10 protein-coding genes are annotated in these 14333 nt (G+C 49.9%); 5 read left to right on the top strand and 5 right to left on the bottom strand.

What is annotated here, in order from left to right; all coding sequences use genetic code 11:
• Positions 1-144: 144 nt before the first annotated feature.
• Positions 145-822 carry a hydrolase gene (locus JL661_RS12215; RefSeq protein WP_004235839.1) on the bottom strand — a complete coding sequence of 226 codons (678 nt, stop codon included), beginning with the start codon at positions 820-822 and terminating at the stop codon, positions 145-147.
• Positions 823-1101: 279 nt separating this feature from the next.
• Here JL661_RS12215 and aphA point away from each other — a divergent pair, with 279 nt between their 5' ends.
• The 4 genes from aphA (at position 1102) to JL661_RS12195 (ending at position 5589) form a co-directional block, all read left to right on the top strand.
• Positions 1102-1815, top strand: a complete 714-nt coding sequence (gene aphA, locus JL661_RS12210; protein WP_004235840.1) for an acid phosphatase AphA — start codon at positions 1102-1104, stop codon at positions 1813-1815.
• A 338-nt stretch (positions 1816-2153) separates the two neighbouring features.
• Positions 2154-3887 (top strand): L,D-transpeptidase, encoded by a 1734-nt coding sequence (gene ldtD / locus JL661_RS12205; RefSeq protein WP_062772345.1) that lies wholly within the window; start codon positions 2154-2156, stop codon positions 3885-3887.
• A 467-nt stretch (positions 3888-4354) separates the two neighbouring features.
• Positions 4355-4903 carry a peptidoglycan L,D-endopeptidase MepK gene (mepK, locus tag JL661_RS12200; RefSeq protein WP_004235843.1) on the top strand — a complete coding sequence of 183 codons (549 nt, stop codon included), beginning with the start codon at positions 4355-4357 and terminating at the stop codon, positions 4901-4903.
• A gap of 38 nt (positions 4904-4941) precedes the next feature.
• On the top strand, positions 4942-5589 hold the full coding sequence (locus JL661_RS12195; protein WP_062772348.1) for an MBL fold metallo-hydrolase: 648 nt from the start codon (positions 4942-4944) through the stop codon (positions 5587-5589).
• A gap of 64 nt (positions 5590-5653) precedes the next feature.
• On the opposite strand, the gene JL661_RS12190 is transcribed toward JL661_RS12195, so the two are convergent.
• From JL661_RS12190 to pncB, 4 genes are all read right to left on the bottom strand, one after another.
• Positions 5654-6844, bottom strand: coding sequence for an amino acid aminotransferase (locus JL661_RS12190; protein ID WP_004235846.1), 1191 nt, complete (start codon positions 6842-6844; stop codon positions 5654-5656).
• Between the two features lie 237 nt (positions 6845-7081).
• The gene (locus JL661_RS12185) at positions 7082-8233 is read right to left on the bottom strand and encodes a porin (RefSeq protein ID WP_073970178.1); all 1152 of its coding nucleotides are present in this window, start codon (positions 8231-8233) and stop codon (positions 7082-7084) included.
• 293 nt (positions 8234-8526) lie between these two features.
• Positions 8527-9927, bottom strand: coding sequence for an asparagine--tRNA ligase (asnS, locus tag JL661_RS12180; protein WP_004235849.1), 1401 nt, complete (start codon positions 9925-9927; stop codon positions 8527-8529).
• Between the two features lie 226 nt (positions 9928-10153).
• Positions 10154-11368 carry a nicotinate phosphoribosyltransferase gene (gene pncB, locus JL661_RS12175; protein WP_032098465.1) on the bottom strand — a complete coding sequence of 405 codons (1215 nt, stop codon included), beginning with the start codon at positions 11366-11368 and terminating at the stop codon, positions 10154-10156.
• A gap of 274 nt (positions 11369-11642) precedes the next feature.
• Between pncB and pepN the strand changes: the two genes are divergently transcribed.
• A complete protein-coding gene (pepN, locus tag JL661_RS12170; protein ID WP_036416987.1) occupies positions 11643-14261 on the top strand; it encodes an aminopeptidase N in 2619 nt (872 codons plus the stop codon).
• Positions 14262-14333 lie beyond the last annotated feature (72 nt).

The following is a 14333-nucleotide window of genomic DNA, read 5'->3' as shown; positions in this document are numbered from 1 at the left end:
TTTCCTGCTTTGTGTTATCAGCCGAAAATCAATAAATTGATTTTCCTGGTTTATTTTTACAACCCCTGTCGGTCGTTGCCAACCCTTGCAGGTTTGTCAACGGCCTGAGATGAGCGCAGCAGTGCGCTCATCCGTTTTTTTATATCAGCGCTGTGAATCTAAAATCTCGTTGTTATTTACAACGTCCTGCGCTTTGGTATAGCTCTCAATCAGTAACTGATAGGCCGGGAAAATCTGTGTGTACGCCTGTGCCCATTCTGCCGCATCCGCACGGTTCCAGGTTTTTTGCAGTTCAGAGGCCACCGCTGCAGTATCCATCGGTACCACACCAGCCTGGACAACGCGCGCCAGGGTGATTTCCTGAGCCATCTTGGTATAGGTACCGGAAGCATCAATTACCGCAAACACCTGATAACCGTCAGCCACGGCGCTGATCGCCGGGAATGCCATACAAACGCTGGTAATGGTACCGGCGATGATTAACTGCTTTTTACCGGATGCTTTCACTGCAGCCACAAACTCCGGGTTATCCCAGGCATTAATTTCACCTTTACGGGCAATATACTGAGCATGTGGTGCATTTTGGTGAATTTCCGGGATCAGCGGTCCATTCGGACCCTGCGGCACAGACGCGGTGGTGATCACCGGAATATTGGCGAGCGTTGCCATTTTTGCCAGCACAGCGGCTCTGGCGCGTAATTCAGTCATCGGCATATCGCCGACAGTCTGGAACAATCCGCTCTGATGATCGATTAACAACATCAGTGCATCATCAGGATTAATAACAGGACGCTGACCATTAAAGTTTGCCGGATTACTCATTTTAAGACCCTCACTTATGGTAATTTGATGGTAATTTTTGTTTAAACAGTGTGTTTCTCAGAAACGTTCTGTTGTGCGGATTAAAATTAATCCATAAGCGAAAAGCTGAGTAGTGCGGATATTGATAAACAATGTTCTGAATTCAGAACAATCATGCGGCTGTCAGCCGGTATAAAGCGGCGGGGATTCCTCACCGTGTGATCTGAATAACGTTAATATGAAACCGGAATGGTTAGATTCTCACTCCGCGTGATCGACACAGAAAATTAAGGATATACAATGCGTAAACTGACCCTCACCCTGAGTGCCCTGGCACTCGCTCTGAGCCTCAACAGTGTGGCTGATGCCAAAGTGTACATGCCGGAAAAAGTCAGTGACGGCGTGACCGTTGCTCAGCTGGCAGAACAGCATGCCATTCACTGGATTTCGGTTGAACAGATTGAAGAGAGCCTGAAAGGGCAGCCGCCGATGGCGGTGGGCTTTGATATTGACGACACTGTCTTATTCTCAAGCCCGGGCTTTTACCGCGGCAAACTGGAATACTCCCCGAACGACTACAGTTATCTGAAAAACCCGGAATTCTGGGAAAAAATGAATAATGAGTGGGATAAATTCAGTATGCCGAAAAAATCCGGTATGGAACTGGTTCAGATGCACCTGAAACGTGGTGATACCGTTTATTTCATCACCGGGCGCAGCAAAACCAAAACAGAAACGGTCACCAAATATGTGCAGGAAGGGCTGCGTATTCCTGCAGATAAAATGAACCCGGTTATTTTTGCCGGTGATGAGGAAGGGCAGAATAATAAAGTCAGCTGGATGCGTGATCACAAACTGAAAATTTATTACGGTGATGCGGATGCGGATATTGCCGCAGCGCGGGAACTGAATATCCGGGGTATCCGGGTATTACGCGCATCAAACTCTTCGTATCAGCCGTTGCCGAAAGCCGGTCAGTTCGGCGAGGAAGTGGTTATTAATTCCGAATATTAATCATAACCTGTCAGTCATCTCAGCTCCGCCCCCGGCGGAGTTTTTTTGTCTGTGTTGTTTATTGTCCGGCGCAGATTTGTTTATCCGGGAAGAAAAGCAGAGAATGAGATGTATTTCATCGCACCCAGTACATGCGTTTGTGTAATTATTGCAGTGTATTCCTCTTAAAAAGATGTATTTGCGCCTTTTTTCTACGATTTTTTCGTTATCCTATTTTCAATTATTCTCTGACAGGTAAAATCAGCAGGGAAGTCATTTAAACGATACATTTACTATACTGACCATAAGTATTAACAATTGGCCGGAACAGACATAATAAAAAATAAGAGAGGGATGTTATGGTGACGGGAGTTAAAAAAGTTGTTCCCATTTCCGCCATGATAGGAACACTGTTACTGACGCCTGTTTCGTGGGCCTCAACAGCACCGGTAACGCATCTGACTGAAGCAGATGCCAAAGTGGAAAATCTGAAAGCATTTTCAGAATCACCGGAAAATACAGAAACACAGGCCGCAGAGCCGGTGGCCGGTGTTAATGCACTGCCTCTGAGCGATGTCGCTGACAGTATCCGCCGTGAAGTTCCGGCGGCAACACCATTACTTTATACCGACACACTGACAAACATTTATGCGGAACATCAGCTGAAACCGCTGTGGACCGATGAAAAAGCACGTCTGTCCCTGGAGAATCAGCTGGCGGAAGCCGCACTTGCCGGATTCCAGCCGCAGTTCACGGCCTGGCTGAATGCCCTGGCACAACCGGATCTGTCCCCGCTGGCGCGGGATATGATTTTAACGGATGCGGCTCTGGGCTATCTCTATTACCTCGACAACGTGAGCACCAAAGGCGATAAATGGCTGTACGGCGCCCGTCCGTTCACGTTTGCGGCTGTCAGTGCCCCGTCACTGGCACGGCTGAATACAGCGGCTCATAACGGCACTCTGGCAGCATTTACCGATACGCTGTTACCGGCGAATAAGATGTATCAGCCGATGCGCAAAGCCATGCTGACAGAACTGGCGGATACCGCGCCGTGGCCGGAAATGGTGATTAACCGGACACTGCGTCCGGGGGAAAGCCATGAATCTGTCGGGGCTCTGCGTGAGATCCTGCACCGCTTTAATCTGATCTCTGCCAATGACATGATGAGCGCCGGTGCTGCTTATGATAAAACGTTGGTGGCGGCTGTTAAACAGTTTCAGTTACAGCACGGCCTGGAAGCCGATGGTGTCATCGGTAAACAGACCCGTGAGTGGCTGAATAAGACACCACAGATGCGGGCTGCCATTATGGCGGTGAATATTCAGCGTCTGCGCATTACACCGGACAATGAACCGACCGCTATTCTGGTCAATATTCCGGATTTTTCCCTGTATTTCTATGTGGATAATAATCTGATCCTGGAATCCAGAACCATTGTCGGCCGTGCGGAACGCAAAACGCCGATTATGTCCAGCGCCCTGAATAATGTGGTGATTAACCCGCCGTGGACGGTTCCGCCGACCATGAGCCGCCAGGATGTTGTACCGCGCGGCAGGGCCGATCCGAGCTATTTCAGCAGCCGTGGTTACACCATCTATAACGGCTGGAGTAACAACGCCTCTGTGGTTGATCCGTACAGCATTGACTGGAGTGTTATCACGCCGTCAAACTTCCCGTACCGGATAACCCAGGCACCGGGCCCGTCCAACTCGCTGGGGCGCTATAAATTCAATATGCCGAACTCAGAGGCGATTTATCTGCACGATACCCCGAACCACAGCCTGTTTAATAAAAACATGCGGGCCATCAGTTCCGGCTGTGTGCGGGTGAATAAAGCCAAAGATCTCGCGGCGATACTCCTTGGTGACGCAGGCTGGAACGAAACCCGTGTGGATGGTGCACTGAAAGCGGGCAGTACCCGTTACGTCTCTATCCCGAACCGTATTCCGGTTTATCTCTATTATCAGACTGCCTGGGTAAATGCGGAGAATATCCCGCAATATCGCGCGGATATTTACCGCTACGATGACAGCAGCCTGAAAGGTATTGATAAATTAACTGATATCACGCCTTTCCTGATAAAAAGCTGATCACATGAAGCCGCTTATTTATTACAAATAAGCGGCTTTTTTCTTCTGAAATATAATTAACCGAAAAACGATGTGCAGATAAAAATAATTCGCTGCGCAATATTATATTTTGTCATTCTGTTAATTAACTAAAAATGATTAATTTTGTCATATCACCGCCCCGGCAAAGGCTCAGCGAATGCGGCATTGTGCCCGCCACACACCGGATGTTCATGAAAATGTCGGTGAGGTTTACTTTCTGAGTAAAAATGTGTTTTTTTTATTTGACTCCGGGGGATTGAATCGGTAAAAAATAGACGGTCAGTTTTGTTTATTGCTGTTTTTTTCATATTGACGTTAATATTGAAATAACCTGACGGAAATTTACAGAAATAGACAAAACCGATCCGCTGCGGGTCTGAACGGTGAACACAATTATCGCTGTCCGGCCATGTAATATTTAATCAGATAAAGAGTGATTACCGTCAATGGATACAATTGATAACGACCGCCGTAAATGGCTGGGTTTTGGTGCGGCGGCGCTGGGGTTAGCTTTATTACCGAATCACGCATTTGCGTCCCTGACCACGCCCCGGCCGAAAATTTTACGGTTTGAAAACCTCAATACCGGTGAATTTTTGAAAGCAGAATTTTTTGATGGTAAACGTTATAACCGCTCTGAACTGGCCCGCCTGAACAAGCTGTTCCGCGATCACCGCAGTAATAAAGTCAAAACCATTGACCCGCACCTGTTTGACCAGATGTATCTGTTGCAGGTTATGATGAACATCAATAAACCTATTCAGCTGGTGTCCGGTTACCGTTCTCTGGTCACCAATAATGAACTGCGCAGAACCACCTCCGGTGTGGCGAAGAAAAGTTATCACACCCGCGGCCAGGCAATGGATTTCCGTATTCCGGGCATCCAGTTAAGTCAGGTTCGTAAAGCAGCCATGAAAATGCGGGCTGGTGGTGTGGGTTATTATCCGTCCAGTAATTTCGTTCATATGGATACAGGACCGGTCAGAACGTGGTAATCTGTTGTTATTACCCGCTTTAACCGGAGTTTTGTGTCATGCAATATCATATTATTCCTGTCACCGGCTTTATGCAGAACTGCACCCTGATTTGGTGCGATGAAACTAAAGCCGCTGCTATTGTCGATCCCGGCGGTGAAGCGCCGCGTCTTATCCGTGAAATTGAACAACGCGGTCTGAAACTGGAAAAAATTCTCCTGACTCACGGTCACTTTGACCATGTCGGCGCAACTGCGGATGTGGCAGAGCACTTTAATGTGCCGATCGTCGGCCCGCAAAAGGAAGATGCATTCTGGATTGACGGACTGACACAGCAGAGCCAGATGTTCGGTGTGGAGCCATGTCGTGCATTTACCCCGGATCAGTGGCTGGAAGAGGGCGATAAAGTCACTGTCGGCAATATTGAGCTGGATGTGCTGCACTGCCCGGGTCATACACCGGGACATGTTATTTTTGTGGATAAGCAGGATAAACTGATTTCAATGGGTGATGTGCTGTTCAGAGGGGGCGTCGGCCGCAGTGACTTCCCGCGCGGTAATCATCAGGATCTGATCCGTTCCATTAAAGAAAAAGTGCTGCCGTTAGGGGATGAGTACCGTTTTATCCCGGGCCACGGCCCGATGTCCACACTCGGGGAAGAGCGCCGCACAAATCCGTTCCTGCAGGATGAGCAACCGGTCTGGTAAGCAATATCATTGCAGAAATAAAAATGCCTGGCATAGCCAGGCATTTTTTATAGTCAAAACGAAATTACAGCACTGCAACAATGGCTTCGCACAGCGGAACCATATTTTCCAGTGTCAGACCGGCAACGTTGATACGACCGGAGCTGACGGCATAGACCGCATATTCATCACGCAGACGTGCAACCTGCTCTTTGGTCAGGCCGCTGAAAGAGAACATACCGTTCTGGCGGATAATAAAGCTGAAGTCCTGCTTCGCGCCTTTTTCCTGTAAGGTGTTCACAAAGAGCTGGCGCATACGCTTGATGCGCTCACGCATGGTGGTCAGTTCCTGGATCCACTCTTCTTTCAGTTCCGGATCAGACAATACTGTTGTTACCACAGCACCACCGTGTGACGGCGGGTTAGAGTAGTTGGTGCGGATAACGATTTTGATCTGGCTGAACGCGCGATCAGCGGTATCCGGATCAGCCGCAACCAGGGTGCAGGCACCGACACGTTCATTGTACATGCCGAAGTTTTTGGAATAAGAGCTGGCCACCAGCATTTCAGGATGAGATTTTGCGAAAATACGCAGCCCCTGAGCATCCTCATCCAGACCGGCAGCAAAGCCCTGATAAGCAAAGTCAAAGACCGGCAGCAGACCTTTTTCTTTTACCAGAACAGATAATTGTGCCCACTGCTCAGCAGTCGGGTCAATACCGGTCGGGTTGTGGCAGCAGCCGTGCAGCAGGATCACATCACCGGCCTGCGCCGCTTCCAGGCTTGCCAGCATGCCATTGAAATCCAGTGAATGGTTTTCGGCATCATAGTAATTGTAAGTGCAGATTTCCAGACCGGCACCGGCAAAGATACCGTTATGGTTAGGCCAGGTCGGATTACTGATCCAGACACGTTTTGCGCTGGTTTGTTTAGCAATAAAATCAGCCGCGATACGCAGCGCACCGGTGCCGCCCGGCGCCTGTGCGGTACGGGCACGTTTGGCGGTGATGATATCGCTGTTATCACCAAACAGCAGTGCCTGAGTTACTGTTCCGAATTCAGGGATCCCGGTAATCGGCAGGTAGTTTTTCGTGGTTTCATTATCCAGCAGATACTTTTCCGCTTTTTTAACGCAGCTCAGTACCGGTGTTTTACCGGTTTCATCTTTATAAACACCAATACCTAAATTGATTTTGTTTTCACGGGGGTCCTGACGGAAGCTGTCAGCCAGACCTAAGATCGGGTCGGCAGGCGCGGCAGTAATATTCTCAAACATAGTTGTTGATCCCAATAGTATCTGATAGTGCGGATAAGAGGACTGTCACAAGGTTATCAGGTTAACTCCCTGTAAATCATTTGCCAACTGTTTACAGAAAAAAGACGAAGATCTTGTGAAGTGGGTGACGTCCTGTTGAGGTTTGCATGAAAATACATCACAAAACGCGTAAGACAGATAACAAAAAACCCACGGCAAGCCGTGGGTTTTGTATTCATACTTAGCGTTAAAGCTAAATCAGAACTGGTAGGTCAGACCTAAACCAACAACATCACCAGTGTTGATTTTAGCACCGCGGGTGAAGTCATTGTTGTCCAGCAGGTTGATTTTGTAATCAACAACTGCAGACATGTTTTTGTTGAAGTAGTAGTAAGCACCCAGGTCGATGTATTGAACCAGATCTTCGTTACCTTTAGTACCGTTGCTCAGGTCTTTACCTTTAGACTGCAGGTAAGCGATGGATGGACGCAGACCGAAATCAAACTGGTATTGTGCCACTAATTCGATGTTCTGAGTTTTGTTAGCAATCAGGTCGTAATCACCGTATTTGGTCATGTTACGGGTTTCACCGTACATAGCAGCCAGGTACAGGTTGTTAGCGTCGTATTTAGCACCAACGTTCCATGCTTCAGCGCGTTTGCCTTGAGCGTCGTAAGGATTTGCACTATTCTGCTGACCTAACGGACGAGCAGAGTTAGAGTAGCCAGCACCCAGAGTTACACCCCAGCCCAGATCATAGGCAGTAGATAAACCGTAGCCATCGCCATTAGCTTTAGCATCGGTAGTGTAACCAATTACATTGCCGTTAGAATCTTTGATTGCTTCGCCGCGGTTTGCGATAGAGTTATCGTCGTTAGCACCCTGATACTGCAGAGCGAAGCTCAGGCCATCAACGTAACCGAAGAAATCGGTGTTACGATAGGTCAGCAGGTTAGCGTTACGACCGGTCATGTAAACGTCGGTCTGAGCCATGGTGTCGCCACCGAACAGTGGCAGAACGCCGGTCCATGCTGCAGTGTCATATACCACACCGTAGTTACGGCCGTAGTCGATTGAACCGAATTCAGCGAATTTGAAACCAGCGTAAGCTAAACGTACTTTGTTTTTGTTGTCGCCTTCAACGCCGTTGGTTTTGATTTCGTTTTCGAAACGACCGAAACCGGTCAGTTGGTCAGTGATCTGAGTTTCACCTTTGATGCCGAAACGAACGCGTGAATCGTCGCCATCTTCTTTAGAGCCGTTGTCATCAGACTTAGCGAACATGTGACGAACGTCAACTTTACCGTACAGGTCTACTTTGTTGCCGTCTTTGTTGTAGATTTCAGCTGCGTTTGCTGCACCAGCAACTAACAGAGCCGGGATAACCACTGCAAGAATATTGCGTTTCATTATTATTACCCTCATTGGTGTTATTCGGACACCTGCCACTGCCAGAAATAGTTCTGAAAAAAATTTGGAACTATTTATGAGAGTTTAGTGTCGTCTGTGTCGGCGACCAGTGTTCCATTGGTAAAATATTTTATCTACCCTGAAAGTGCTACAAAAACGAAGAATCTGTAACGAATAGCAAAAAAGTATTTCAAAATGTAAATAATCGGGAACTTTTTGAACAGTCAGATCATCAGACATAAAAAAAGCCGACCTGAAGGCCGGCTTTTTACATTCAATATTTTTGATGAAAATCAGAATGTGGCGCTGCGCGGGGTGCGCGGGAACGGGATGGTTTCACGGATATTTGAGACACCCGTCACATATGAGACCAAACGCTCGAAGCCCAGACCGAAACCGGCGTGCGGCACTGTGCCGTAGCGGCGCAGATCACGGTACCACCAGTAATCTTCTTTATTCATACCCAGTTCATCGAAGCGGGCATCGAGTCTGTCCAGACGCTCTTCACGCTGGGAACCCCCGATGATTTCACCGATTCCCGGTGCCAGCACGTCCATCGCTGCCACGGTTTTGCCGTCTTCGTTTTCACGCATATAGAAGGCTTTGATAGCTTTCGGGTAGTTTTTAACGACCACTGGCGCTTTGAAGTGCTCTTCCGCCAGGTAACGCTCGTGCTCAGAGGACATATCCACGCCCCAGTACACGTCGTTTTCAAAGGTTTTGCCGCAGTTTTCCAGGATTTTGATCGCGTCGGTGTAATCAACCTGTGCGAAATCGGAAGTGACAAAACGCTCCAGACGTTCGATTGCTTCTTTATTAATACGCTCAGCAAAGAATTCGAGGTCGTCGCGGCGCTCTTCCAGAACGGCTTTGAAGACATATTTCAGCATGGCTTCGGCCAGACCGGCGATATCATTCAGGTTGGCAAACGCCACTTCCGGCTCAACCATCCAGAATTCCGCCAGGTGGCGGCTGGTGTTGGAGTTTTCCGCACGGAATGTCGGGCCGAAGGTGTAGATTTTGCTCAGCGCAGAGGCATAAGCTTCACCATTCAGCTGACCGGATACAGTCAGGAAGGCTTCCCGGCCGAAAAAGTCTTCGCTGAAATCCACTTCGCCTTTGTCGTTACGCGGCAGGTTGTGGAAATCCAGCGTGGAGACGCGGAACATTTCACCGGCACCTTCGGTATCGGAGGTGGTGATCAGCGGGGTGGATACCCAGAAGAAACCCTGCTCGTCGAAGAAACGGTGTAATGCCTGGGATAAGGTATGACGGACACGGGCAACCGCGCCAATCAGGTTAGTGCGCGGACGCAGGTGCGCCACTTCACGCAGATACTCGACAGAGTGGCGTTTTGCCGCCATCGGGTAGGTATCCGGATCATCAACCATACCGACCACACGAACCTGTGAGGCATGGATTTCAAAGCTTTGTCCCTGGCCCGGGGAAGCAACCACTTTCCCGGTAACTTCAACAGAACAGCCCGCCGTTAAATGAAGCACTTCATCATTATAATTAGGTAAATTATTTTCGATGACGGCCTGTACCGGATTAAAGCAGGAACCGTCGTAGACGGCGAGGAATGAGATCCCGGCTTTTGAATCTCTCCTTGTACGGACCCAACCCTGTACCGTGACTTCGCTGTCAACAGGTACACGGCCTTGCAGTACATCGACCACAGGCGCTATGCTCATAGTTGAAACTCTCTCTTCTTATATATAGGTCTGTTACACGCGTTACCCGCCATCCTCTGAGATGTGAGTAACAGAATAGTCATCAGTTGCCGTCAAACGGGCAATCTCACTATGTTACTTGCTCACTCTCAGGAAACAAGCAGAAATTAAGGGGGTAACAGCCCGAAAAACAGAAAAAATAACCGTCTTTTTCTGTTCTCCGGGAGCAGGTATATAAAAGGAGGGATCAGCAGGCGCGCTGAACGTGGGGAATATCAAATGCGCGGCGCAGTTTATCGACAAATTCATCATCTTCACAGATGGTTTTGCCGGGGCTGTCAGAGAGCTTGGCAACCGGTTTACCGTTGCATTCCACCAGCTTGATAACAATATTGAGCGGCTCGACATCCGGGATATTGCAGGTCAGGCGGGTGCCGATACCGAATACCAGATTTATCCGGTCACAGAAATGGGCATAAAGCGCGAGGGCTTTGCGGAAATCCAGGTTATCTGAAAAGACCAGCGTTTTGCTCATCGGGTCGATACCCAGCTTTTCATAGTGAGCAATGGCTTTTTCACCCCATTCCACCGGATCCCCGGAATCGTGGCGCAGACCCTGATAGGCGCGGGCAAACGGGGTATCGAAATCGCGCAGGAAAGCATCCATTGTGATGCAGTCTGTCAGTGCGACACCGAGCTGATCCGGATATTCATCAAGCCAGGTTTGGAGAGCGGCGCGCTGGCTGTTGGCCAGTTCCGCACTGATCTGCTGATGTGCCTGGAACCATTCATGCGCCTGGGTGCCGACCGGCTCCAGATCGAGTTTTTCCGCCAGCAGGTAATTGCTGGTGCCGACCAGATACGGGAAATGCTGTTTCAGTTCAGTGACAATGGCTTTCTGAACATCAAAAGAGAAACGGCGGCGGGTACCGAAATCCATCAGTTTAAAGCGGCTGAGATCCAGCCCGGCTTGTTCGGCATCCTGATAAAAACGCGCCACCAGCTCACGCAGACGGATAACGGCATCTTCCGGCGTGACCTGCGGTGATTCATGATGGTGGACGAGTTCACTGATCAGCGCCAGCAACGGCACTTCCCACAGGATAACCTCCACCCACGGGCCGCTGATACGGACAGCCAGCTGGCCGTTGCTGTCACAGCGGATATTTACCTGTGACGGATCAAAACGGAACTGACGGAACCAGGCGAGGTAGTCCGCCGAAAAGAACGGCAGGCGGGCCAGGTAGTTATACTCGTCATCACTGACTGACAGCTCTGCCATCATTGCCACCCGGCGGCGCAGTTCATCTGCGTACTGCCCCAGCCGTTTGCTGCTCCGGCAGCGGAATTCCGCGACCACAGGAATTGAACGGTAATGATGGAACACTGCCTGCTGCATATGCAGCTTATACGCATCGGTATCCAGCAGTGATGTGATAATCGGGGTTGCTTCTGAATTCATGGCGCTTTCAGCATCCTCACGGAGCAATCAACCTAAACAGGTTATAGCTTACTATTATCTGCGTATAGTAACACGTTATTTTCCCTGTGCGTGATGTTCAGCGCGCAATCACATTATTTGTTAACATTTTATTCATATTTAGTACTGTACCGCACCGTCAGGAAATCAGGGCGTATCACAAACTGCTAAAATTTCGTTTACCACGGCGCCTGAATTATGAGAGCCTAAGTACAGCGTAATTGTAATCATTTAATAAAACAGTGAAGAGAAAACCATGACACAACAGCGGCAGGCGAAGTATCGTCAGGACTATCAGGCTCCTGACTATACCATTACCCATATTGATCTCGATTTTGCGCTCGACCCGCAGACGACAGTGGTGACTGCCGTCAGTCAGGTGAAGCGCCTGAATGACAACGCCTCTGAGCTGGTGCTTGCCGGTGAGGGGCTGACCCTGAAGCAGCTGACCATTGACGGCAAAGTCTGGTCAGATTACCGCGAAGAACCCGGTTCGCTGCGCATTATGAATGTGCCTGAACAATTCACCCTGCAAATTATTAATGAAATCAGCCCGGCGGAAAATACCGCACTTGAGGGGCTGTATGTGTCCGGTGATGCACTTTGCACACAGTGTGAGGCGGAAGGTTTCCGTCATATCACGTATTACCCTGACCGCCCGGATGTGCTGGCGCGTTACACCACCCGGATCACGGCGGACAAAGCCCGTTATCCGTATCTGTTATCCAACGGTAACCGGATTGATGCCGGGGAATCCGGGGATAAACACTGGGTGAAATGGGAAGACCCGTTCCCGAAACCAAGTTACCTGTTTGCTCTGGTGGCCGGTGATTTTGATGTGCTGCGCGATACTTTTACCACCCGCAGCGGCCGTGATGTGGCGCTGGAGCTGTTTGTCGACAAAGGTAACCTCGATCGTGCCGGCTGGGCGATGACCTCCCTGAAAAATGCCATGAAATGGGATGAGGAGCGCTTTGGTTTCGAGTATGACCTCGACATCTATATGATTGTGGCTGTTGATTTCTTTAATATGGGCGCGATGGAGAACAAAGGGCTGAATGTCTTTAACTCCAAATATGTGCTGGCGAAGAATGAAACAGCGACGGATAAAGATTATCTCGGGATTGAATCTGTTATCGGTCATGAATATTTCCATAACTGGACCGGTAACCGTATCACCTGCCGTGACTGGTTCCAGCTCAGCCTGAAAGAAGGGCTGACCGTTTTCCGTGACCAGGAATTCAGCTCTGACCTCGGTTCCCGCCCGGTAAACCGTATCAATAATGTCCGCGTGATGCGTGCCGCTCAGTTTGCCGAGGACGCCGGTCCGATGGCGCACCCGATCCGTCCGGACAAAGTCATTGAAATGAATAACTTCTATACGCTGACGGTGTATGAGAAGGGCTCTGAAGTGATCCGCATGATCCACACGCTGCTCGGCGAAGAGCAGTTCCAGGCGGGGATGCAGCTTTATGTTCACCGCCATGACGGCAGCGCCGCGACCTGTGATGATTTTGTGCAGGCGATGGAAGATGCGTCTAATGTCGATCTGACACTGTTCCGCCGCTGGTACAGCCAGTCCGGTACGCCGCTGGTGACTGTACGTGACAGCTATGATGCGGATAAAAAACAGTATCAGCTGCATGTGACCCAGATGACCCCGCCGACACCGGATCAGCAGGACAAACAGCCGCTGCATATCCCGTTTGATATTGAACTGTACGGCAGTAACGGCGACGTGCTTGCGCTGCGTCATGAAGGGGAGCCGCTTCATTCAGTACTGAATATTACCCGTGATGAACAGACCTTCGCCTTTGATGATGTCAGTGAAAAGCCGGTACCGTCACTGTTCCGCGAATTTTCCGCGCCGGTGAAAGTGGATTATCCGTACACTGATGCACAGCTGGCATTTCTGATGCAGCACGCCCGTAATGAATTTGCCCGCTGGGATGCCGCACAGTCTCTTCTGGCATCACATATAAAGGAAAACATCCGCCGTTATCAGGCCGGTGAAGACTTGCAATTACCGGAAGGGGTAACCGATGCTTTCCGTGCAGTGCTGCTTGATGAGCAGATCGATCCGGCACTGGCAGCTCAGATTCTGACCCTGCCGTCAGAAACCGAGGTTGCGGAATGGTTCCCGGTGGTGGATCCGGATGCAATTAATGCGGTAATGACCTATATCGCCGGCACATTTGCCCGTGAACTGGCGGATGAGCTGTATGCGGTGTATGTCAGCATGAAAACCGGGGCATATCAAATCGATCATGCGGATATTGCAAAACGTGATCTGCGCAATGTTTGTCTGGGCTATCTGGCACTGGATGAGGACAAAGCGCAGGCGGATAAGCGCGTGTCACAACAGTATGCGCAGGCCGACAATATGACCGATTCTCTGGCGGCTCTGACGGCGGCGGTGAAGGCCGCGCTGCCGTGCCGCGATAAACTGCTGGCGGATTACGACAACAAATGGCATCAGGATGGTCTGGTGATGGACAAGTGGTTTATTCTTCAGGCCACACGTCCGGATGCGGATGTGCTGGATAATGTGAAATCACTGCTCACTCACCGGTCCTTCACCATGGCGAACCCGAACCGGGTGCGCTCACTGGTCGGTGCGTTTGTGATGAATAACCCGAAAGCGTTCCATGATAAATCCGGTAAAGGCTATGAGTTCCTGACGGAGATCCTCTGTGATCTGAACAGCCGTAACCCGCAGGTGGCGTCACGTCTGATTGAACCGCTGATCCGCCTGAAACGGTATGACGACAGCCGTCAGAGCAAAATGCGTGATGCATTGCTGCGCCTGAAAGGGCTGGAAAATCTCTCCGGTGATCTGTTTGAAAAAATCACAAAAGCACTGGATGAGAACTGATCATTGCTTTTGCGGATAAAGGAGCGATAGCGGGCAGAGAAACGAAAAGCATGCGCGTCATGGATGACGCGC

It is taken from the genome of Morganella morganii, assembly GCF_019243775.1.
Lineage (GTDB): Bacteria > Pseudomonadota > Gammaproteobacteria > Enterobacterales > Enterobacteriaceae > Morganella > Morganella morganii.
This window is presented reverse-complemented; position numbering and strand designations above follow the sequence as displayed.

What these genes read in the sequence shown, in the direction of transcription:
- JL661_RS12190 (WP_004235846.1), bottom strand. Translation starts at nt 6,844, where the DNA reads ATGTTTGAGAATATTACTGCCGCGCCTGCCGACCCGATCTTAGGTCTG.
- JL661_RS12185 (WP_073970178.1), bottom strand. Translation starts at nt 8,233, where the DNA reads ATGAAACGCAATATTCTTGCAGTGGTTATCCCGGCTCTGTTAGTTGCT.
- JL661_RS12215 (WP_004235839.1), bottom strand. Translation starts at nt 822, where the DNA reads ATGAGTAATCCGGCAAACTTTAATGGTCAGCGTCCTGTTATTAATCCT.
- pncB (WP_032098465.1), bottom strand. Translation starts at nt 11,368, where the DNA reads ATGAATTCAGAAGCAACCCCGATTATCACATCACTGCTGGATACCGAT.
- aphA (WP_004235840.1), top strand. Translation starts at nt 1,102, where the DNA reads ATGCGTAAACTGACCCTCACCCTGAGTGCCCTGGCACTCGCTCTGAGC.
- asnS (WP_004235849.1), bottom strand. Translation starts at nt 9,927, where the DNA reads ATGAGCATAGCGCCTGTGGTCGATGTACTGCAAGGCCGTGTACCTGTT.
- JL661_RS12195 (WP_062772348.1), top strand. Translation starts at nt 4,942, where the DNA reads ATGCAATATCATATTATTCCTGTCACCGGCTTTATGCAGAACTGCACC.
- ldtD (WP_062772345.1), top strand. Translation starts at nt 2,154, where the DNA reads ATGGTGACGGGAGTTAAAAAAGTTGTTCCCATTTCCGCCATGATAGGA.
- mepK (WP_004235843.1), top strand. Translation starts at nt 4,355, where the DNA reads ATGGATACAATTGATAACGACCGCCGTAAATGGCTGGGTTTTGGTGCG.
- pepN (WP_036416987.1), top strand. Translation starts at nt 11,643, where the DNA reads ATGACACAACAGCGGCAGGCGAAGTATCGTCAGGACTATCAGGCTCCT.